Source organism: Candidatus Binatia bacterium, assembly GCA_036493895.1.
In the GTDB taxonomy this organism is placed as follows: domain Bacteria; phylum Desulfobacterota; class Binatia; order UBA1149; family CAITLU01; genus DATNBU01.
On the sequence record DASXOZ010000028.1, the window covers coordinates 61,202 to 81,893 of the forward strand.

Sequence of the window (20,692 nt, forward strand, 5' to 3'; positions counted from 1 at the left end):
CGTCATTCCGATGGAATGGGGACTGTCCCCGAGAAAATCAGGTGAAGACTACGATTCCAGGCGAGATTCCCGGAGCAGCGCAGCAGCCGCCACGCGCGCTGCGCGACCCGGTCGTTTCCGCGCTGTCCGGCACGACGGCGGCTACGGCCTCCGCGCTGGAGCGGGCGATCCTCGAAGGCGGCCGCGCGCGCGGCCGCGTCATCGAATCGATGACGACCGCGGAAATCATCGAGATCCTCGCGGCGGCCGCAACGGCGTGGACCCAGCTTCACTACACGCCGCGCACCCGCCTGCTTCCCCTTCTCGCGCGGGACCTCGGCCTTCCGCGCACGATGATCGAAACGGGCCTCGACTCGATCTTCGGCGTCGTCACCGAAGATGCCCTGACGCGTCTCGTTACCGACGAAGTCGCCATTCCCGAAGCGCTCGAACGCGGCGTCGACCTCGGCAGCGGGCGGCGCTGCCGCCTGCTCGGTCCCCGCGTCGTTTTTCATTCGCTGGCCGGAAACGTTCCGGGCCAGTCGATCCCGGCAATCGTCTCGGCGCTGCTCGCGCGCTCGGTCTGCGTCGTGCGCGACAGCGAGCGGCAGCCGTGGCTGACCGCCGCCTTCGTCGCGACGCTGTCGGAATTCTCGAGGGACCTTGCCGCGATGGTCGTGCCCGCTTCGTGGCGCGCCGGCGACATGGGCATGGAGAAGCTGATCTTCGAGGTTGCCCACCGCGTCGAGCTCTCCGGCTCCGACTCGACGATGCGCACCATCGTCTCGCGTCACCCGCGCCGTCCCATCGTCACGCGCGGCACGCGCATCAGCGTCGGCGTCATTCCTCGCGAATCGGACACCGACCAGTGGCAGGAAGGTTTTGCCGCCGACATCATCCAGTACGAAGGCCTCGGGTGCCTCACGCCGCACGTGATCTTCGTCGAAGGACCGTCGCGCCGCGCCGAGCGGCTCGCCCGCCTGCTCGGCATCCAGCTGAGCCGCATCGAAGCGCTGCACCCGCGCATTCCGCGCGATCTCGGCTGCGAATCGCGGCGCCGCGCATTCATCGACGCGTGCGAGATGGTGAGTCTGCGCGAGGGCGGCGGCCACCTTCTGCGCGGCCGCAGCGACGGGTGGATCGTGCACTACCGGCCGATGGCTCCGGCGGCAGGCGGACCGGGGCTGCGCTGTGTCGTCGTCGCCTCGGTCGCCGATCGCGCCGAGCTCACGCTGCGGCTGCGCGCTGCATCCGCTCCGCTTGCAGGTGTCGGACTCGGCCTGGTTCGCGAGCATCGCGCGTGGGAAGACCTTGAATCGACGTTCTCGCAGCTCGGGGCAACGTGGATCTGCGAGCCGGGCCAGATGCAGAAGCCGCCGATCGGCTGGGCCCAGGACGGGCAGCGGCGCCTTGCCGATCTTCTCGAGTGGCGCGGAGTCGAGGACGGGGCTTGAGCCCGGGCGAGCAGCTCGCCGCCTTCCTGCGCAACGTCGCGCAGACTTCCGACTCGCCGCTCGGCCTCGTCGTCGAGAGCGCCAGCGGCTCGACGATCCGCACGGCCGGAGGCCGCGAGTACCTCGATCTTCTTGCCGGAATCGGCGTGGCCGCGCTCGGTCACGGCAATGCGCGCGTTCTCGACGCGATCCGCGAGCAGACGGGCAAACACCTTCACGTGATGGTGTACGGCGAGGTCGTGCAGCACGCCCAGGTGGCGCTGGCACGCATGCTCACGCGGCTGCTGCCGGCGACGCTCGACAACGTCTACTTCACCAATTCCGGCACCGAAGCCGTCGAAGGGGCACTCAAGCTTGCCCGCAAGGCGACCGGGCGGCGCTGGCTGCTCTCGTGCAACGGCGGATTCCACGGCGACACGATGGGGTCGGTGTCGGTCGGCGGCAACCCGCTGTATCGGACGCCGTTCGAGCCGCTGCTCGGCGACGTCGCCAGGATCGACTACAACGACTTCGATGCGCTGCTGTGCATCGACGAGCGCTATGCCTGCGTGATCGTCGAGCCGGTGCAGGCCGAGGCCGGCGTCATCCTGCCGAAGCCAGGCTGGCTTGCGGCACTTCGCCAGCGCTGCACCGAAGTCGGCGCGCTTCTCGTATTCGACGAGGTGCTCACCGGGTTCGGTCGTACCGGACGGCTGTTCGCATTCGAGCGCGAAGCCGTGGTGCCCGACGTGCTCGTGCTCGCCAAGGCTCTCGGCGGCGGCCTTCCTCTCGGTGCATTCGTTGCGTCGCGGCGACTGATGCGCGCGCTGTCGCACGATCCTGCGCTGTCGCACGTCACGACGTTCGGCGGTCACCCGGTCTGCTGCGCAGCCGGCCTTGCGGCTCTCGAGGTTCTCGTCGAGCAGGATCTCGCCGCCCGCGCCGAGCGCCTCGGAACCGCATTCGCACAAGCGCTGCGGCGTCGACTTGCGGCGCCGGCCGTGCGCGAGGTTCGCCACGCCGGGCTGCTCATCGGCATCGAGATGGATTCGCCGAAGCGGACGGCGCAGTTCACGCAGCAATGCCGCAGCGAAGGGCTGCTGGTCGGCTGGACTCTTCACGACGATCGCGTCGTCCGACTCGCTCCGCCGCTGGTCATCCACGAGGCGGAGCTCGATGAAGCGACGCTGAAGATGGAGCGGGCGCTCTCGCGCGTCGCGTAACGCCGTCAGGCCCCCGCCGGGCTGGTGCCCCGCCCGAGAGGTTCGTGCGCTGCCGCTCGCGCAATCTCGCGGCGAATGCTGCGCGTCATGAGCTTCTCGTAAAGAGCGGGCGCAAGGGCGTGCAGCAGCATCGTCAGTTTGCCAACGGCAGTCAGCACGAGCAGACGACGCCCGCGCTGCGCTGCCGTGAAGACGGCCGCGGCAACGGAATCGGGATCCGCGATCCTTCCGATGGTGGACCGGGGATGAAGCGCAGCACGGCCGTGCGCGTCCAGCGCTGCGGCACCAATTCCCGTGCGCGTGAACCCCGGGCAGACGATCAGCACGTCGACACCGGTCCCGGAAAGCTCGGCTCTCAGCGACTCGAACATTCCGTGCAGCGCATGCTTGCTGGCTGCGTAGCCGCTGCGCTCGTACAGCGGCGCCAGTCCGGCAATCGAGCTGGTGACGACGACGAGGCCGCGGCGCTCGACGATGCTCGCCAGCGCGGCCTGCGTGCAGTAGAGGGCGCCGAAGACGTTGACGTCGAGGACCCTGCGGAATACCGCAGCGTCCGTTTCGGCAAAGCAGCTGCGGTGCGTAATGCCCGCGTTGTTGACGAGCACATCGATGCCGCCGAACTCGCGGATCACTTCGCCGATGGCGGCGCGGCAGTCGTCTTCGCTGGTTACGTCGCAGCGACGCGCGACGACGCGCCCGCGCGCATCCACGATCGTGCCGGCCACCTGTGCGGCAGCGTGCTCGTCGCGGTCGAGCAGCACGACGTGCGCGCCTGCGGCCGCAAACCGGCGCGCCAGCGCCGCGCCGATTCCCGACCCGGCTCCGGTCACGACGACGACTCTTGCATGGAAATCACGCCGCATGGGCCCGCGCCTCGACGAACAGGTCGAACACTTCCCTCGTGGTCTTGCGCGGCACGTAGCCGAATTCTTCCTTCAGTCGCCGGTTGTCGAGCACCGGACGGTAACGCAGGAAGCCCACCTGCTCGGGTCCATATCGCGACAGGCCCACCGCGTGCAGGACGCGAAGACCCTCCCGGATGAGCGCCGGCGGGAACGGCACGTAACGCTTCTTCAGCAGCGACGCGATCTCGGCCATGCCGAGAGTACCGTCGCCGGCAAGGTTGTAGATCCCCGTTCCGCCCTCGTGGATGCCGTGGAGGATGGCGCCGACGACGTCGACGTCCCAGACGAGGACGAACGGAGTCTGCGCTCCGCGCACGCCGATCACGAAGGCGGCGTCGAACAGGTCGGTGATCTGGTTGTGCACCGTGGCGCCGAGGATGGTGCCGGGACGCAGCACGAGCTGGAGCAGCCCGGGATGGCCGCTGCGCCACTTGGCGAGCATCTCTTCGACGAGACGCTTGTGGTGCGAATACCCGAACTCCTCGTTGCCGCGCAGCGGGTCTTCCTCGCGAAGGACCTGCGGGTTGTCGGCGTGGTATCCGTACGCTGCGCCGCTGCTCGTGTAGATGATCTTGCGCACGCCCGCAGCGATGCATCCGTACAGCACGTTGGCGGTACCGGTGACGTCCACTTCGTACTCGAGCTCGCGGCTCATGCCGCGCCCGGGGTTGACGATCGCGGCAAGGTGCACGACGAGATCGCAGCGATGGCGGCCGAGCAATTCGCCGAAATCGTCGCGGCAGACGTCTGCGCGAACGTACTCCACGCCCGCGATGCGCTGCTCCCTGGCAGGAAGGCGAATGTCGCAGGCGACGATGGTCTCGATGCCGCGGCGGTCGTCGGCCAGGGCACGGATGAGCTGCTCGCCGATGTAGCCGGAGGCTCCGGTGACCGCGATCGATCGATAGGGCAGTGTTTCCTTCATCGCTCAGCCTCCTGCCGGTTCCTGGTGCATGTCCTTGAAATGCTGGAGCCCGGGCGCGAACAGGTGCGCGGTCGGCTCGACGTCGACGTGGACTACCGAGCAACGGCCCGTTGCGAGGCAGCGTCGCAGCGCCGCATCGAGATCGGCCGGATCCGAGACCCTCTCGCCATGGGCTCCCATCGCGACCGCCACCTTGTCCCATTCGATTTCGCCGAGATCGGTATTGATGGTTCCGTCTCCGTCCGGTCCGAGCGCATGAGGCAGCGCGGCGCGCGACTGGGCGAGCGCGATCATCTGGTTGATCTTCACCATGCCCCATTGGCGGTCGCAGCAGACGACGAACACGGGCGCCAGGCCGCAGCGCACCGAGGTCTCGATCTCCTGCATCTGGAACGCCATCGCACCGTCGCCGATGATGCAGCACACCTGGCGGCCGGGCAGCGCCACCGCGGCACCCAGCGCCTGGCCGACGCCGGCCCCGAGGTGCCCGAAGTGCGCCGTATGCAGCATCGAGTTCGGCGAGCGCGCCTCGGTGAAGAAATGGCCCCAGACCGCCGTATTGCCTCCGTCGAACACGAACACCGCATCGTCGTCGAAGACGCGACGGCATGATGCCGGGACATGCCCCGTGATCATCGGCTTGGCGCGGTTGTCGAGCACGCTGTCCAGGGCGGCCCGGTCTTTCTTCTTGTCGACGGAAAGATGCTCGACTGCGGCGCGCCGCGCCTCCAGCGGCATCGATGCGACGCGTTCTTTCAGCAGCGGCGCCAGGCGCGCGAGGAAGCGCCGCGCGTCGGCGTGCACGAGCAGCTCCGCCGGACGGTTGCGCCCGAGACACGCCGCGTCGACGTCCACCTGGATCATCTTCTGGCGCGCAGCCGGCGCCCAGTACGGCGGCTTGCCCCACCAGTCGGTCTCGCCGAGCTCGCATCCGAGCACGAGCATCACGTCTGCCTGGTTGCGAAGGCGGGTGCAGGCTTCGATGTGCGGCATCGGCCACGAAAGCGCCGAAGTTTCGACGAAGGCGCTGCGAGCGCTCCACGACGTCGTCACCGGCGAGTGCAACAGGGCCGCGACCTCGGCCAACTCGGCGAAGGCTCCGGCATGGATGACTCCGCCGCCGGCGTGAATCACCGGGAGCGAGGCCGCCGCGAGAAGCTCTGCTGCTTTCTCGAGAGAATCCAGGCTCGGCTCGCACGGCTCGCAGCATCGATAGCGACGCGGAAGCTCGAAGGCGCACGCGGGGCCGCTGCCGTTCAGGATCGACTCCGGCACGTCGAGGTGCACGACGCCGGGGCGGCCCTCGTACGAGACCCTCAGCGCCTGGCGCATCAATTCGCCGAGGCGCGAGAACGACGAAACCGTCTCGGACCATTTCGACATGCCGCGGATGACCGCGACGTGGTCGAAGCACTGGTAGGTGCCGCCTCGATCCGGATACGTGATGCCGCTGCGCCGCGAGCTGGTGATCAGCAGCACGCGGTTGCCCTCAGCGTTCTCGACCGCGACTCCCGAAAGCATGTTCGCGACGCCGGGGCCGTTGCTTGCGATGCAGACGCCGAGCTTTCCCGTCAGGCGCGACCACGCGCCCGCCATGTGCGCAGCGACCGCTTCGTGGCGCGGCGACACCATCTCGATGCCGAGCTCCACGCAGTGCGCGAAGAGCTGGGTATAAGTGCCGTCGACGATACCGAAGAACTTCTCGACCCCTTCCTGCCGGAGCATTCCGGCGATGATCGCGCCACCGGTGGTCTCGGACATCGCGCTGCCTCCCCGGCGCGGCGATCCAGACCGCGGCGCCTGTGGCGAATGAAGCAATGTTCATTCCACGATGAGATCGCCGTCTGCGCGCGCAGCAGCAGGCGAAAAAGCAGTTGGGGACAGGCACCAGCAGGCTGGTGCCTGTCCCCAACTACGCAAGAGTAGCGAACTGCCGGGCGGAGGCGCCGCCGCACGCGGGCCGGGGAGTTAGCGCGTACGACAAAACGCACGCTCCGCCGGCAGTTCGCAGACTAGGGCACGCAGTCCAGCACGATTGGCTGGCCGACTGCGGCCTTGAGGATCCGAAGCGCATCCGATGCCGTCACGGATCCGCTGTGGTCGACGTCGCAGCGATCGAGGGCGCAGACCACCGACCCCACCGCCGCGTGAAGCGCGACCAGTGCATCGCCCGCATTGATGTGCGTGTCGTCGTTTGCATCTCCGCAGATGGCCACCGGAACCGTCGACGACGTGGACGAGGAGGAGGTCGTAGTAGTCGTCGTGGTCGTGGTCGGGGAAACGACAGCCCCGACGTTGACGGCGGCCATCTGCGCACCGAGATAATTGCCGAGGTCGCCGGCCGCCGGATTCCCGTCGCTCACCGGCTTCGCCTCGTGGCTCTCCGCATCGTATTCGCCGGTGTACGCGTAGAATTCGTAGCGACGCGTCACCGACTCGTTGCCTTCACCGATCTGTTTCGAAGCTTCCGCCTCGTGGGGAACTCCCACTTCCGACTGCAGCAGCTGCCATTCGGTCTCCACCTCGGCCGCTTCGTCGGGCACACGCGGATCGTCGGAAACCAGGTGGTCGAGCTCGGCCGGATCGGGGGACTCGGTGACGAAAACTTTCATCCAGATCGCATCGCCGAACTGGAATCCGAGCGGCTCCGGCGGCTCGATGACGGCCGCGACGACAGGATGAATCTGATCAGGAAGCTGCGGAGGCGGCGGCGTCACGTTCCACACCGGCGCGGGAATGTTGACGCTCGTGCCCGAAACCTTGAGCGTTCCGGGATTGGCCGGATCGGCGACCAGCCATCGATAGACGGTATTCGTCGGACTGGCGGTGAGGGAGACACCGAAGTGCTCGCAACCGCTCGTCAGGTAATCGACGGAGCCGCCGGTCCAGCAGGCGTGACCGTTGGTCGGCGTGATGACAGCCGGAGCCTGGGGCGTCGCCTGAAGAAACGCCTGGGCTCCGGCATCGAAAGCGCTTTCGTAGCGTACGTAGACCCCGCCCGCGAAATCGACGACGACCGGGTTGCCGTAGCGCTGCTGTCCGAACTCGTAGACGACGTTCTGGCTGCTGATGCCGTCGAGCTCGATTTCGAACCCGTGGCAGTCTTCGCCGGTATCGTTGAAGACGTCGAAGTTGGTCAGCTCGCCGAACGTGATCGACGCGCTTGCCGCCGCGGGAAACCCGAAGAGGAACACAGCGGCGCCGAGCAGCGCGAAATGGGGACGTCGCGAGAAGATCAATGAACCGCTCCTTTGCAGAGCCGCACGAGGCTTGCCTGGCCGCATTGGAGCAATCGTCATTCCAACGTGGGAGGACGCGGTCCCGGCGGCAAAATCCGCGGATTTTGCCGATGTTCGCGCCCCGCGCCGCCGCCGCGTTCCCGGCTCTGGGAATACCGGCGCCTCCGATTCCCAGGTTTGAGTCCGCGACCGGCGGGAAGCCGCGGCCGCGGCGCTGCCGCCGGCTCGCGAAAACCGGCGCGATCAGCCGCCCGCAAGGTACGTGTGAAACGCGTCGCGAAGCCGGGCGCCGGCGTCCTCGGCAATCACTTCGCCGTGCGCCACCACGATGCGGCGCAGCGGCCATGCGAGCAGGCGTTCCAGGAAAGCCGCGACCTGCGTGCGGTCGGTCAGCAGCAGGGTCCTTGCGGTGCGGCTCGGTCCGAATCCGGCGGGAACTCCGGACAGTCGCCACGCAACGCGATCGAACCCTCGCGCGAAGCGCGTCATGTGGAACGCGACATCCGTCAAAATCAGCGACCCGCTTTCGCAGTGAAAGAACGCCGTCTCCGAAAGACCCCGCAGTGGACCGAGAACGGCGACCTCGATTTGCCCGTTCCACTCCTCGGGCGCCCGCGGCCCGAGCTCGATCGCTTCGGGCAGCGACGGCACGCGCTGCGACAGCCCCGGCGTCACGAGCAGGGACGCGCGCGGATAACGGCGAAGGAACTCGGCGCAGTACACGTAGTGAAACGAGTTCGGCGCGACGACGTAGCGAACCTCTCCGATTGCATCGAGGTCGTCGGCGCCGTCTTCGGCGATGCGCGCGGGAGGCGATATGACGACGAGGCCGCCGCTCGCCAGCCGCAGGATCGTCGTGCGGCTCGGCAGCACGGGGCCGCCGGGCATGCGAAGCTGTCGCTCGAGCGTCCAGATTCCGCGATCGAGCTCGCACGCAGGCGGAGCGAAGCCGGGCACCGGCCTCGGCCTCAGGTGCTGCATCAGGCGATCGGCAAGGGAACGGTGCTGGCTCATCGGCTCGGACCTCGAGTTCGGGAGCAGTCGCGCGGCTTCGCATCGCCCTTGCCCGGGTCCTTTCCCGCTTTCAAGGGACTGGAACCGGCTCCCGCTCCAAGGCTGGCAATCGGTCGGGAACCGGCGGCATGGACCGAAGTTGTCTATCGCTTCTACAAATCGATCGGGTTCGATCGCAACGCGAATCAGGGATTCGTCGCAAGACCATGAAGCGGCGCTAATGCCGTGTTGTTCACGCGGCTGTACGTTTGCCTGAAGAGGACCACGAACGATAGAGTTTGCCCTCGCGGAGCCGTCTCGCGCGACCTGCATCACAGCGGCGCAAGCGGCGAGCGAACGCGGAGAGCTCCTTCGATGACTTCCAGTCCGCACGCGATCGATGTCGGCCCTGCTTCTCCTCGTGCGATGCTGGCACCCGCATCGGAAAGCCTCGCGGCACCGCGTTTTCTCACGGCACGCTGGCTGCGGCTGGTGATGGTCAATTTCGAAGTCGAATCTGCAATCCTGCAGGGCTGCGTGCCCGCCGGCACCGAACTCGACTCCTGGAACGGTCGCCACTTCGTCAGCATGGTCGGGTTCCGCTTCACCGATACGCGGCTGCTCGGTTTTCCGGTGCCGCTTCATCGTCATTTTCTCGAAGTCAACCTTCGATTCTACGTGCGACGCATCGTCGAGGGAGAAGAACGGCGTGGTGTGGTGTTCCTCAAGGAACTGGTCCCGCGGCGCGCCCTGGCCTGGGTAGCCAGGGCCGTCTACAACGAAAACTATGTCGCGACTGCGATGGGAAGCCGCGATTCGGGCAACGAGATCGAGTACTGGTGGATGCACCGCGCAAACCGGCATCGTCTCGGCATCACGGTGGAGCGTGACTCGTACCAGCCGGCTCCCGATTCCGAGGAGCGATTCATCACGGAGCATTACTGGGGATATTCGCGCCAGCGCGACGGCGCGACGATGGAATATCGGGTCGAGCATCCGGTCTGGAAGGTCTGGCGGGGTACGGCTTGCACTTTCGATTGCGACGTCCGGTCTCTGTACGGACCGGAATTCGAAGAGCCGCTTCGGAGGCCGCCGTCTTCCTGCTTTCTCGCGGACGGCTCCGATATCGTCGTGAGGCGCGGCGTGCGGCTGCGCCGGTGACGAGCGTTCGGTCGGACGATCGGCGAGTCCTGCTACAAAATTTGTAGCAGCCTAGCGCGCCGCCGCGCCGCGTACGGCGCCGATCTTGCCCTGCGACGACTGCATCAGGTACTCGGTGATGAAACCGTCGATGTCGCCGTCGAGCACGGCATCCGCATTGCCGACTTCGTAGCCGGTGCGAACGTCCTTGACGAGGCGGTACGGCGCCAACACGTAGTTGCGGATCTGGCTGCCGAAGCCGGCTTCCACTTTCGTGGTGCCGAGCTCGGCCATTTTCTGCTCCTGCTTCCGCCGTTCGAGCTCGTACAGGCGCGACGCGAGCATCTTCATGGCGAAGGCCTTGTTCTTGTGCTGGGAGCGCTCGTTCTGGCACGCGACGACGAGGCCCGTCGGAAGGTGCGTCAGGCGCACCGCCGAATCGGTCTTGTTGATGTGCTGGCCGCCCGCGCCGCCGGCGCGGTAAGTGTCGACGCGCAGATCCTCGTCGCGGATGTCGATCTCGATCGTGTCGTCGATCTCGGGCCACACCATCACCGAGGCGAACGAGGTATGGCGCCGCCCGGCATTGTCGAACGGCGAGATGCGCACGAGGCGGTGAATGCCGGCCTCGGCGCGCATGTAGCCGTACGAATACTCGCCTTCGATGATCAGCGAGGCGACCTTGATTCCCGCGCCCTCGCCGGGCTGGATCTCCGTCAGAGTCGCTTTCAGGCCGTGCCGCTCCGTCCAGCGCAGGTACATGCGCAGCAGCATCTCGGCGAAGTCCTGGCTTTCGGTGCCGCCGGTTCCGGGGCGGATCTCGACGATCGCGTTGCTGCGGTCGTACTCGCCCGACAGCATCTGCTGCAACTCGATCTCGTCGAGCTTCTTTTCGCACTCGGCAAGTTGCTGCAGCAGCTCGGACAGCGCTTCCCCGTCGCCTTCGTCGGCGAGCTCGAGGTAGACGGCGATGTCGTCGCCCGCTTTACGGATCGACTGGAAGTGGGAGATCTTCGATTCCAGGCCCGAGCGCTCGCGCAGCACCGAGCCGGCGGCTTCGCGATCATTCCAGAGGGAGGGGTCCTGGCTGCGCGCATCGAGCTCGTCGAAGCGCTTCCGGAGTGCGTCTACGTCAAAGGCGCCGCCCGAGGAGCTCGACTCTCTCCTCGAGGGCGGTCACTCGCGTGCGGATTTCGGGATCGACCTTCGCCATGACCCGCGCACTGTCTCACGACGGCTGCGCGCGAGCAACCAACTCTCCAACTCTCAGGCGGCGGCCCTGCGGCGGCGAACGGTCACGAATACGATGGCCAACGTTGCCGCCTGGCACAGGTACAGGAACACGTCTCCATAGATCCGGTAGAACGACCACACCTGGCGTGTCTTGACCGTCTCGACTTCGTAGGCCTGCTGGAACAGGGGCGTCGTGCCGCCGACGCGTCCAGTGTCGTCGATGAACGCGGAGATGCCGGTGTTGGTCGAGCGCACCATCGGAAGTCGGTTTTCGATTGCGCGCATCGCGGCCATCGCAAGGTGCTGGTGAGGCGCCGACGTGTCGCCGTACCACGCGTCGTTGCTGATGTTGACGAGGAAATCGAGGCCCTGAGCTGCGAATTGGCGCGTCAGCGACGGAAAGATCCCCTCGTAGCAGATCAGCGTCGAAAAGCGCGCCTGGCGCGGGTGCCCGTCCTCGGTCGGCGCTGCGCCGGCCTGCGACTGCGGCGGCGCAGAAAGATCGACGCTTTCGAACACCGTCAGGTCCTGTCCCTGGCCGAGCTGGCCGACGGCCTGCACGGCGATATCGACCATGCCGAACAGGCCGTAAAGCGGGATGTATTCGCCGAACGGCACGAGCTGGATCTTGTCGTAGGGCCCTTCGAGGCTGCCGTCGTTGCGGACGAGCCATGCCTGGTTGTACGGAGTCGGCGGCTTTCCTTCGTGCTCTTCGATGCCGGGTGCGCCGACGAGCAGGTCGATGTGGCGCTCGCGCGCGATTTTCGTCAGCTCGAGCGAATGCATGTCGCGCTGGATGTAGAACGGCAGCGCCGCCTCGGGCCACACGACGAGCTGGGCGCCGTCGGACGCGGCCTTGCCGGTAAGATCGAGGTACGTCGTAAGGATGTGGTCGCGCAGCGTCGCGTTCCATTTCTGGTCCTGCGCGATGTTGCCCTGCACGATGCCGATGCGCACTGCGCCCGTGTACGCAGTCGAGCTCAACTCGTGCAGGCGCCAGGTGCCGTAGGCGAACAGGAACAACGGGCACGCTGCAGCGATCGCGACCGCGCGCGCAGCCGGCGATGCCGCTGCACCCTTGCCTTTGCCTTCGCGTGGCACTGCGCCGCGCCTGGCAACGGCCTCCGCGATCGCCGCGTTGGCCAGCACGAGGATCGACGAAAGCAGGTAGACGCTGCCGATGTCGGCGGCCTGCGCCATCACCGGATAGACGATCTGGCTGTTGCCGAGGGGATTCCACGGAAAGCCGGCAATCACGACGACGCGCAGCCACTCGGCAAACGGCCACACCAGCGGAGCGACGACGAGGCGCGACAGGCCGGCTGCAGCGGCCCACTCGCAGGCGAACGCGAGGATCACGAACGGGTAGGCCGAGAATGCTGCGAGCATCAGCAGCAGGCTCTTGGCGATCAGCGGCGAGATGCGCGTGAAATTGCTGATCGTCGCGGGAATCCAGTAGATCGTCGATACCTGCCACAAAAAGCCGGTAATCCACGCGAGCGCCGCTGCGCGCCAGGGCCTGAGGCCCCGCATCGCAACCAGCAGGGGGACCAGGCCGATCCACGCCGCCCAGCCCTGGCTCGCGCTCGGGAACGCAGCGGCAAGAAGAAGACCGCTGAGAATCGCGAGCGCGATCCGGCGCGGCGTCGTCAGGACCACCGCCTCCGTCTGCGCGCCTGCTGTCACGCTCACGCAACGTCCTCGTCGGCGGCACAAGCGATGCCGCGTGCGGCAAGCAGCGCAATCACGCGCCGCTCCTCGGCGCGCATCGCCGCGGCGTCCGAATCCCGTTCGTGGTCGTGCCCTGCAAGATGAAGCACGCCGTGGAGCAGCAGGCGCACCGTCTCTTCGGCCTCGCTCCATCCGCCGGCGCCGGCTTGCCGGCGCATCGTCTCGAGCGAGATCACGACGTCGCCGAGCATAGGTCCGGCAACGCTCTCGCCTTCGAGCTGGGAGAACGACAGCACGTCGGTGGCAGCGTCCTTCGCGCGCCACTGGCGGTTGAGCGCGCGGATGCGGGCATCGTCGACCAGCGAGACGCCGAGTTCCTTGTCGCGGTGGCCGAGGGCACCGAGGATCACCCCGGCCGCGGCATGGATCTGCGCGACGAGGCTGTCGGCGGCCTGCCCGCCGCTTTCATCGATGACTTCGACCGGCATGGCCAGTGCGCAGAATTCGCTCAGGACGTCTTGCGCCGCGACGGCGTCAGCTTTTCGTAGGCGCTGATGATGCGCTTGACGAGAGGATGCCTCACGACGTCGCGATCGCCAAATTCGACGAACGCGATGTCCTGGATGCTGCCGAGGATCTTCCACGCGTCGTGCAGCCCCGACACCTGGGCCGTCGGAAGATCGACCTGCGTGATGTCGCCGGTGACCACCGCCTTGGATTCGAACCCGAGGCGGGTCAGGAACATCTTCATCTGTTCGCGCGTCGTGTTCTGCGCTTCGTCGAGGATCACGAACGCGTTGTTCAGCGTGCGCCCGCGCATGAATGCCAGCGGCGCCACTTCGATGGTGCCGCGCTCGATCATCGTCTGTGCCTTTTCGAGGCTGACCATGTCGTGCAGCGCATCGTACAACGGCCGAAGGTAAGGGTTGACCTTTTCGGCAAGGTCGCCCGGAAGGAACCCGAGCTTCTCGCCGGCTTCCACCGCGGGGCGCGTCAGGATGATGCGCGAGTATTTTCCGCGGAACAGGTCGGCTACCGCCATCGCCATCGCCAGATACGTCTTGCCGGTTCCGGCCGGCCCGATGCCGAACGTGAGGTCGTGGGTGCGGATCGCCTCGACGTACAGACGCTGGTTCGTCGTTTTCGGCGCGATCTCCTTGCCGCGCGGAGAAACGTAAACCGGCCGCCGGTACATGTCGGCCAGCGATGCGCTCTTGCTGGCGCCGAGGATCTCGATGGCGCGCGTGACGTCGTCGGGTCCGACGGTGCGCCCCTGGGTGGTAAAGCCGTACAGCTCGCGCAGCACCCGGGCCGCCAGCTCTTTCTGGTGATCCTCGCCGTCGATGCGCAGGCCGTCCTCGGTGATGGCCACGCGAACCTCGAGGGCCCTTTCCAGCGTACGCACGTTCTCGTCATGGCTGCCGAACAGCTCGTGCAACCGCTGAGAATCGGCGAATTCGAAGCTAGACGACGATTTCGTGGGCTTTCTCCAGGAGCGCGGGGATTCCCGCGGGGTTCTTGCCTCCGGCCTGGGCGAAGTCGGGCTTGCCGCCTCCGCGACCGTCGACCAGCGGCACGAGCTGGCGGATCAGCTCGTTGGCGTTGAACTGCGACGTAAGGTCGGGCGTGACGGCGACCAGCACCGAAGCCGCACCGTCGGCGTCCGCAGCGAGCACGACAACCGAGGAGCCGAGCCTTTCGCGAAGACGATCCGATACCGAGCGCAGCGATTTCGAATCGATTCCGTCGACTCGCGAGACGACGACGCGAGCACCGCCGGCGGTGGAACGCGCCGAAGCGGCAAGCTCGGCGACGACGTCGCGGGACTGGCCCTGAGCCGCGCGCGCGAGCTTCTTCTCGAGCTCGCGGCCCTCGGCAAGCAGCTTCTCGACGCGGACGACGGTGTCTTCCTCGCGAATTTTCAGCAGCGCGGCGATCTCGCGCAGGATCTCGTCGCGCCGCCGCACGGCTTCGAATGCACCGGCGCCGGTGGACGCCTCGATGCGACGGATTCCGGCCGCGACGCCGCTTTCCGAACCGAGCCGCACCAGCCCGATGTCGCCGGTGCGCGAGACGTGGGTGCCGCCGCAAAGCTCGACCGAGTAGTCGCCCATCTTGACGACACGTACCACGTCGCCGTACTTGTCGCCGAAGAACGCCATCGCGCCGGCCGCAATCGCATCGTCGTACGGCATTTCGGTTTCGGTGACTGCATAGTTCGCGCGGATCGCCGCGTTGGCTTCCGACTCGATGTCGGCGAGCTTCTCGTCGGCGACCGGCCCCGAGTGGTTAAAATCGAAGCGAAGGCGCGACGGATCGACCAGCGATCCCTGCTGGTGCACGCCGGTGCCGAGATGATGGCGAAGCGCTGCATGCAGAAGGTGCGTAGCCGAATGGTTCAGGCGAATCGCCTGGCGCCGCTCAACGTCGATCGAAAGCGAAACGGAATCGCCGACGGCGAGCTCGCCTTTTTCGACCTGCACGATGTGCACGATGACGTCAGGCGCAGGCTTCTGGGTGTCGAGCACGCGAATGCGCGCGCCGCCGGCAGCCTCGATCCTGCCCGTGTCGCCGGTCTGGCCGCCGGACTCCCCGTAAAACGGCGTGACCTCCACCGTGAGCTCGCCCTGCTGGCCTTCGCGAAGCGCGGGAACCAGCTCCCCGCCACGCGCCAACGCGACGATGCGCGACTGCGTCGAATCGACGAAAGGTCCCGCAAAGCCGACGCCGCGCTCTCGCGAGGCCGCAACGATCAACGTGTAGTCGCGCGCGCCGCCGCGCGCAGCCTGGGCTTCGCGGCCCCGCTCGCGCTGCTGCTCGAGCGCCGCCTCGAAGCCGTCGCGATCGACGGCGATGCCGCGCGAGCGCAGGATGTCGTCGGTCATGTCGACCGGAAATCCGTACGTGTCGTAGAGGCGGAACGCGACGTCGCCGGGCAGCCTCGTCACGCCGATGGCCAGCCGCGCGACTTCGCTGTCGAGATGCACGAGGCCGCGGTCGAGCGTCACCGCGAAGCGTTCTTCCTCGTCGCGCACGGTGTCGAGGATCTTCGTGCGGTCGCGCACCAGCTCCTCGTACGCATCGCCCATCACGTCGACGACGGTGTCGCAGATACGATACAGGAACGTATCGCCGAGGCCGAGGTTCTTGCCGTGACGCGCGGCGCGACGCAGCAGGCGGCGCAGCACGTAGCCGCGTCCTTCGTTGCCGGGCTCGATGCCGTCGGTGATCATGAACGACACCGCGCGGCTGTGATCGGCGAGCACGCGGAACGAAATGTCCTTGTCGGGGTCGTTGCCGTAGCGAGCTTTCGACAGGTCTTCGGCCGTCGCGATCAGGCGGCGCAACAAGGAGCCGTCGTAGTTGCCGCCGGCACCCTCGAGCACCGACGCGACGCGCTCGAGGCCCATTCCCGTGTCGACGTGCTTGGACGGCAGCTCGTGCAGCTTGCCCGCGTCGTCACGGTGATACTGGATGAAGACGAGGTTCCACAGCTCGATGTAGCGCGCGCAGCCGGCGTTGACTGCGCAGACGTGCCCCGCAACGTGCTGCATGTCACAGGAACCGGCGCCGCGGTCGATGTGAATTTCCGAGCACGGGCCGCAGGGGCCGGTCTCGCCCATCTCCCAGAAGTTGTCCTTCTCGGCGAAGCGCAGCACACGCTCGTGGCCGATGTCGGTGATGCGCCTCCAGAGCTGCTCCGCTTCGTCGTCGGACTTGTAGACGGTGGCGTAGAGCTTGTCCTTCGGCAGTCCCCACACTCCGGTCAGCAGCTCCCAGGCCCACTCGATCGCCTCGGCCTTGTAGTAATCGCCGAAGGACCAGTTGCCGAGCATTTCAAACAGCGTGTGGTGGTAGGTGTCGCGGCCGACGTCCTCGAGGTCGTTGTGCTTGCCCGAGATGCGAAGGCACTTCTGGCTGTCGGCCACGCGAGAGGCCGGAGGCTCGGCCAGGCCGAGGAAGACGTTCTTGAACTGGACCATGCCCGAGTTCGTGAACATCAGCGTCGGATCCCCGACCGGGACGATCGGAGCGCTCGGAACGATCAGGTGGCCCTTCGAACGGAAAAAGTCGAGGAAGGATTTGCGGACTTCGGTTCCAGTCATGCAGCGCCGACCGGAATACTAGGAAACGTCCAGCAAGTCACGCACGAGGGAGGCCGGGTAACCGCGCGCGATCATGCGGCGAAACAGTCGGTTTTTCAGCGAATCCGCGCCGCGGCGAGGCCTCGTCGAGACGCCGCCGGCGGCGCCCGGCGACGCCTGCGCGTCGCCCCGTTTCGCCTTCGCGCCGGCCTCGGCTGCGCCAACGCGGGCGCGAAGCGCATCGAGCACTCGCAAGGCCCTCAGCCTTTCGTCATCGGCGCCGACCGCGCGCTGGATCGCGGCATCGGCAATGGCCGCGTCGATGCCGCGCACGACGAGCGCGGCGCGGATGCGGTGACGCCCCTGCCCCGCGCGCTCGAAGCGGTCGCGCGCGAAGCGCTCGGCCCACGCTGCATCATCGACCAGGCCGAGCTCGCGAAGCCGCGCGAGCGCAGCTTCGGTCTCTTCCGCGCCGTAGCGCGCACGGATCTTCTCGTGCAGATTTTTTTCGGTTCGGGAGCGCGCGGCGACCAGCGCGATCGCAAATTCGATCGCGCTGGTCGCATGCGCCTGGCCGGCCGGAGGCATCGGGCCTACTTGGCGCCGGAGGCCTTCGCGGCCTTCTTCGTCTTGTCGCCCTCGTCTTTCGCTTCGGAAAGCCCGCCGTCGACGACCTTGAGCACGGGCGCCGACGACGGCAGCCCGACGGACTCGCGCACCTTGGCCTCGATCTGGTTGGCGATGTCGTGGTGCTCGCGCAGGAACTCGCAGGCGTTGTCGCGGCCCTGGCCGATGCGATCGGTGCCGTACGAGTACCACGAGCCGCTCTTCTCGACGATGTTCATCTCGGAGCCGAGGTCGAGAAGCTCGCCTTCCTTGTTGATGCCGGTGCCGTAGAGGATGTCGAACTCGGCTTCGCGGAACGGCGGCGCGACCTTGTTCTTGACGACACGCACGCGCGTGCGGTTGCCGATCACCTGCTCGCCCTGCTTGAGCGAGGCGATGCGGCGGATGTCCAGGCGCACCGTCGCGTAGAATTTGAGCGCGTTGCCGCCGGTGGTGGTCTCGGGGTTTCCGAACATCACGCCGATCTTCATGCGGATCTGGTTGATGAAGATGACGATGCAGTTGCTGCGCGAGATCGTGCCCGTCAGCTTGCGCAGGGCCTGCGACATCAGCCGTGCCTGCAGGCCCATCTGCGGCTCGCCCATGTCGCCTTCGATCTCGGCGCGCGGTACCAGTGCGGCCACCGAGTCGATGACGAGGATGTCGATGGCGCCGCTGCGCACCAGCGTTTCGGTGATCTCCAGGGCCTGCTCGCCGTTGTCGGGCTGGGAGATCAGGAGCTCGGCGGTGCGCACGCCGAGCTTGCGCGCATAGTTCACGTCCAGCGCGTGCTCCGCGTCGACGAACGCTGCGGTGCCGCCGCGCCTTTGCGCCTGCGCGATCGCTTCCAGCGCCAGCGTGGTCTTGCCGGAGGATTCCGGCCCGTAGATCTCGATGACGCGCCCGCACGGCAGGCCGCCGACTCCGAGCGCGACGTCGAGGCCGAGCGATCCGGTGGACACCACCGGAATGTCCCTGGCAAGATCGTCTGCGCCGAGCTTCATCAGCGAGCCTTTGCCGAACTGCTTCTCGATCTGGCTGACCGCGAGCTCCAGGGCCTTCTTCTTTTCTTCCGTCGACATCTTCCTGTCTCCTTTCTTCCTTCTGCCGGGCTGGCCTTGCCAGCCCTTTGCGCTATCCGGGCCGATCTCGTTCGACCCGCTCCTTATGGTTGTCCTTCTGCGCACCGCGCGGCGCACAAACTGCTGTGCCAGGACATCGCGCGGTCGCTGCCTTGCTTCGAACGCCGTTTCATCCGCTGCTTTCGACGCGCGGAGCGGGCGCGATGTCGCGCGGCTCGAGCGCGGGAAGACCCACGAGGTGACGCCGGATCCAGTCGAGCGCGACCTGGGACGTCAGCATTTTGATCCAGTCGCGCCCTCCCCAGAACCGGTAAAGACGCGAGTCGACCGATTGCGCACCGCTGCGCCCCCCGCTGGCGAGCGCGATCGCGACGGTTCCGACGGGCTTTTCCGCGGTTCCGCCATCGGGCCCGGCAATGCCGGTAGTTGCCACGGCGAGGTCGGCCGCGCCGGCTGCCAGTGCGCCCGTGGCCATCTCCCTTGCCGTCTGTTCGCTGACGGCGCCGTGCTTCTCGAGGGTTTTCACGTCCACACCGAGAAGACGTTGTTTCAGATCGTTGCTGTAGGCGACAATCCCGCCGCTGTAATAAGCCGAGCTTCCGGCAACATCGGTGATGCGGCTGCCGATCAATCCTCCGGTGCAGGACTCGGCGGTAGCGACCACCAGGCCGCGCTCCTTCAGCAGCGCGCCGACCACCTGTTCCATCGTCGAATCGTCGTCCGCGTAGACGACCTCCGCGATGCGCGAGCGCACCTCGGCCGCCAGTCCGGCGAGCCGGCGGCGCGCGTCGGCTTCGCTTCCAGCCACGCTGATGCGTACGGAAATCTTCGGGAAGCTGGCGCGAAAGGCGAGGCGGCCGCAGGAGGCAGGTACGGCGCCTCGAAGCCTTTCGTCCAGCGAAGACTCGGGAAGACCGAACGTGGCGAACGTGTGCGCGACGACGACGCGGCCCGCCTCGGTGCGAGACGCGATCCACGGCAGCACGCCGGCGTCGAACATCGGCTTCATCTCGCGCGGCACTCCGGGCAGCACGATGCAGTGCGCGCGCCCCCCGTCGCTCGAGACGGAAAGACGGTAGCCTGGGGCCGTGCCGACGGGGTTGTCGATGACGTCGGCACCGGCGGGGATCAGCGCCTGGCGAAGGTTGTTCTCGGGCATCGTGCGGCCGCGCGCGCGAAACATCGCGCGGATGCGCTCGGCCTGCCTTTCGTCCATGCGGAGCGGCACGGCGGCCACCGACGCGACGGTCTCGCTGGTCAGGTCGTCGCTGGTGGGGCCGAGGCCTCCCGTGGAGATCACGACGTCGGCCTTTTCGATCGCGCTCTTCCAAGCCCAGGCGATGCGGTCGACGTCGTCGCTGACCGCCAGGAATGCGACGACGTCCACACCGGCGCCCGACAGGCGGTCGGCCAGCCACGCCGAGTTCGTATCGACTGTGCGGCCTCCGACGATTTCGTCGCCTGTGGCCAGGATCGCCGCTGTCCGGATGGGCCCGTCCATGAGGTTTCGCCTTTTCTACGCCATTGCGCGGATCAATGCGAGCCCCGTGCGAAACTATGGCGAAAACAGTCCGGTCGCGCCGAGGGCCCGAATCGCCAGATTGGCATAAAGACCGGCAAAAAGGTCGTCCACGACGATCCCGATCCCTCCCGGCAGGCCCTCGGCCCAGCGGCACGGAGGCGGCTTCGCGATGTCGAAAGCGCGAAAAAAGAAGAATGCGGCGGCCAGCACGCGCCAGGTCGGCGGCATCAGGGCCACGGCGACGAGGTAGCCGGCAACCTCATCGATGACGACCTGGCCCGGATCCTTCACACCGAGGCGGCCGGCGGCCACCCCGGCCGACCAGATGGCAACGGCGACTACGAGCGCGATCGCGACGAGCTGCAGCAAGGGGCTCAGGCCGAGCAGCCCGTAGCCGATCGGAATCGCCACGACGGTTCCGGCGGTTCCCGGTGCCACCGGGGAGAGTCCGGCGCCGAGTCCGGTGGCGATCACCGTCGCGATGCGCGCCGCCGGACCGTCGGCCGGCGAAAAATTCGACTGCGATTTGGCCAATCCGTCTCCCGTCTGCCGGGCTGCTGCACCGCCCGGCGGCCGCGAAGCTAGAGAGATCCTCGACGGCTGACAACGCGTTTGGGCACACGGCGGACATTCGCCCGGCTGCATGGTATCGGTCG

17 protein-coding genes are annotated in these 20,692 nt (G+C 67.1%); 3 read left to right on the plus strand and 14 right to left on the minus strand.

Annotation, left to right across the window (positions count from 1 at the left end; translation table 11 throughout):
* Positions 1-41: 41 nt before the first annotated feature.
* Entirely contained in the window at positions 42-1,433 is a 1,392-nt protein-coding gene (locus VGK20_07575) for an acyl-CoA reductase (GenBank protein ID HEY2773896.1), read from the plus strand.
* Positions 1,430-2,635 (plus strand): aspartate aminotransferase family protein, encoded by a 1,206-nt coding sequence (locus VGK20_07580; GenBank protein ID HEY2773897.1) that lies wholly within the window; start codon positions 1,430-1,432, stop codon positions 2,633-2,635. Before VGK20_07575 ends, VGK20_07580 begins: the two co-directional genes overlap by 4 nt.
* A 5-nt stretch (positions 2,636-2,640) precedes the next feature.
* Here VGK20_07580 and VGK20_07585 read toward each other — a convergent pair whose 3' ends face one another.
* The 5 genes from VGK20_07585 to VGK20_07605 form a co-directional block, all read right to left on the minus strand.
* Positions 2,641-3,498 carry an SDR family oxidoreductase gene (locus VGK20_07585; protein HEY2773898.1) on the minus strand — a complete coding sequence of 286 codons (858 nt, stop codon included), beginning with the start codon at positions 3,496-3,498 and terminating at the stop codon, positions 2,641-2,643.
* A complete protein-coding gene (locus VGK20_07590; GenBank protein ID HEY2773899.1) occupies positions 3,488-4,465 on the minus strand; it encodes an SDR family oxidoreductase in 978 nt (325 codons plus the stop codon). The genes VGK20_07585 and VGK20_07590 overlap by 11 nt, the downstream gene beginning before the upstream one ends.
* A gap of 3 nt (positions 4,466-4,468) precedes the next feature.
* Positions 4,469-6,226 (minus strand): thiamine pyrophosphate-binding protein, encoded by a 1,758-nt coding sequence (locus VGK20_07595; GenBank protein HEY2773900.1) that lies wholly within the window; start codon positions 6,224-6,226, stop codon positions 4,469-4,471.
* Between the two features lie 251 nt (positions 6,227-6,477).
* Entirely contained in the window at positions 6,478-7,704 is a 1,227-nt protein-coding gene (locus VGK20_07600) for a PEP-CTERM sorting domain-containing protein (GenBank protein ID HEY2773901.1), read from the minus strand.
* Between the two features lie 243 nt (positions 7,705-7,947).
* The gene (locus tag VGK20_07605) at positions 7,948-8,718 is read right to left on the minus strand and encodes a DUF4336 domain-containing protein (GenBank protein ID HEY2773902.1); all 771 of its coding nucleotides are present in this window, start codon (positions 8,716-8,718) and stop codon (positions 7,948-7,950) included.
* 354 nt (positions 8,719-9,072) lie between these two features.
* On the opposite strand from VGK20_07605, the gene VGK20_07610 reads away from it, so the two are divergent.
* The gene (locus VGK20_07610) at positions 9,073-9,858 is read left to right on the plus strand and encodes a DUF2071 domain-containing protein (GenBank protein HEY2773903.1); all 786 of its coding nucleotides are present in this window, start codon (positions 9,073-9,075) and stop codon (positions 9,856-9,858) included.
* A 51-nt stretch (positions 9,859-9,909) separates the two neighbouring features.
* Here the strand turns inward: VGK20_07610 and prfB are convergent.
* The 9 genes from prfB to VGK20_07655 all read right to left on the minus strand — a co-directional run bounded on the left by prfB (position 9,910) and on the right by VGK20_07655 (position 20,570).
* A protein-coding gene (gene prfB, locus VGK20_07615) for a peptide chain release factor 2 (protein HEY2773904.1) occupies positions 9,910-11,050 on the minus strand; the annotation gives its coding sequence in 2 pieces (ribosomal slippage) (positions 9,910-10,971 and positions 10,973-11,050; 1,140 coding nt in all).
* A gap of 53 nt (positions 11,051-11,103) precedes the next feature.
* The gene (gene lnt, locus VGK20_07620) at positions 11,104-12,762 is read right to left on the minus strand and encodes an apolipoprotein N-acyltransferase (protein HEY2773905.1); all 1,659 of its coding nucleotides are present in this window, start codon (positions 12,760-12,762) and stop codon (positions 11,104-11,106) included.
* Complete coding sequence (gene ybeY / locus VGK20_07625) at positions 12,759-13,229, minus strand: rRNA maturation RNase YbeY (protein HEY2773906.1); 471 nt, start codon at positions 13,227-13,229, stop codon at positions 12,759-12,761. Before ybeY ends, lnt begins: the two co-directional genes overlap by 4 nt.
* Before the next feature lie 20 nt (positions 13,230-13,249).
* The gene (locus tag VGK20_07630) at positions 13,250-14,179 is read right to left on the minus strand and encodes a PhoH family protein (GenBank protein ID HEY2773907.1); all 930 of its coding nucleotides are present in this window, start codon (positions 14,177-14,179) and stop codon (positions 13,250-13,252) included.
* Positions 14,180-14,204: 25 nt separating this feature from the next.
* Positions 14,205-16,847, minus strand: coding sequence for an alanine--tRNA ligase (gene alaS / locus VGK20_07635; GenBank protein HEY2773908.1), 2,643 nt, complete (start codon positions 16,845-16,847; stop codon positions 14,205-14,207).
* An 18-nt stretch (positions 16,848-16,865) separates the two neighbouring features.
* Positions 16,866-17,414, minus strand: a complete 549-nt coding sequence (locus VGK20_07640) for a RecX family transcriptional regulator (GenBank protein HEY2773909.1) — start codon at positions 17,412-17,414, stop codon at positions 16,866-16,868.
* A 5-nt stretch (positions 17,415-17,419) separates the two neighbouring features.
* Positions 17,420-18,514 (minus strand): recombinase RecA, encoded by a 1,095-nt coding sequence (gene recA, locus VGK20_07645; protein HEY2773910.1) that lies wholly within the window; start codon positions 18,512-18,514, stop codon positions 17,420-17,422.
* 169 nt (positions 18,515-18,683) lie between these two features.
* Positions 18,684-20,015, minus strand: a complete 1,332-nt coding sequence (locus VGK20_07650) for a competence/damage-inducible protein A (GenBank protein HEY2773911.1) — start codon at positions 20,013-20,015, stop codon at positions 18,684-18,686.
* A gap of 54 nt (positions 20,016-20,069) precedes the next feature.
* Positions 20,070-20,570 carry a phosphatidylglycerophosphatase A gene (locus VGK20_07655; GenBank protein ID HEY2773912.1) on the minus strand — a complete coding sequence of 167 codons (501 nt, stop codon included), beginning with the start codon at positions 20,568-20,570 and terminating at the stop codon, positions 20,070-20,072.
* Positions 20,571-20,692: the final 122 nt, after the last annotated feature.

Excerpts from the sequence above, each read along its gene's own strand:
- VGK20_07585 (HEY2773898.1), bottom strand. The coding sequence starts at position 3,498 with ATGCGGCGTGATTTCCATGCAAGAGTCGTCGTCGTGACCGGAGCCGGG.
- VGK20_07590 (HEY2773899.1), bottom strand. The coding sequence starts at position 4,465 with ATGAAGGAAACACTGCCCTATCGATCGATCGCGGTCACCGGAGCCTCC.
- VGK20_07595 (HEY2773900.1), bottom strand. The coding sequence starts at position 6,226 with ATGTCCGAGACCACCGGTGGCGCGATCATCGCCGGAATGCTCCGGCAG.
- VGK20_07605 (HEY2773902.1), bottom strand. The coding sequence starts at position 8,718 with ATGAGCCAGCACCGTTCCCTTGCCGATCGCCTGATGCAGCACCTGAGG.
- VGK20_07610 (HEY2773903.1), top strand. The coding sequence starts at position 9,073 with ATGACTTCCAGTCCGCACGCGATCGATGTCGGCCCTGCTTCTCCTCGT.
- ybeY (HEY2773906.1), bottom strand. The coding sequence starts at position 13,229 with ATGCCGGTCGAAGTCATCGATGAAAGCGGCGGGCAGGCCGCCGACAGC.
- alaS (HEY2773908.1), bottom strand. The coding sequence starts at position 16,847 with ATGACTGGAACCGAAGTCCGCAAATCCTTCCTCGACTTTTTCCGTTCG.
- VGK20_07640 (HEY2773909.1), bottom strand. The coding sequence starts at position 17,414 with ATGCCTCCGGCCGGCCAGGCGCATGCGACCAGCGCGATCGAATTTGCG.
- recA (HEY2773910.1), bottom strand. The coding sequence starts at position 18,514 with ATGTCGACGGAAGAAAAGAAGAAGGCCCTGGAGCTCGCGGTCAGCCAG.
- VGK20_07650 (HEY2773911.1), bottom strand. The coding sequence starts at position 20,015 with ATGGACGGGCCCATCCGGACAGCGGCGATCCTGGCCACAGGCGACGAA.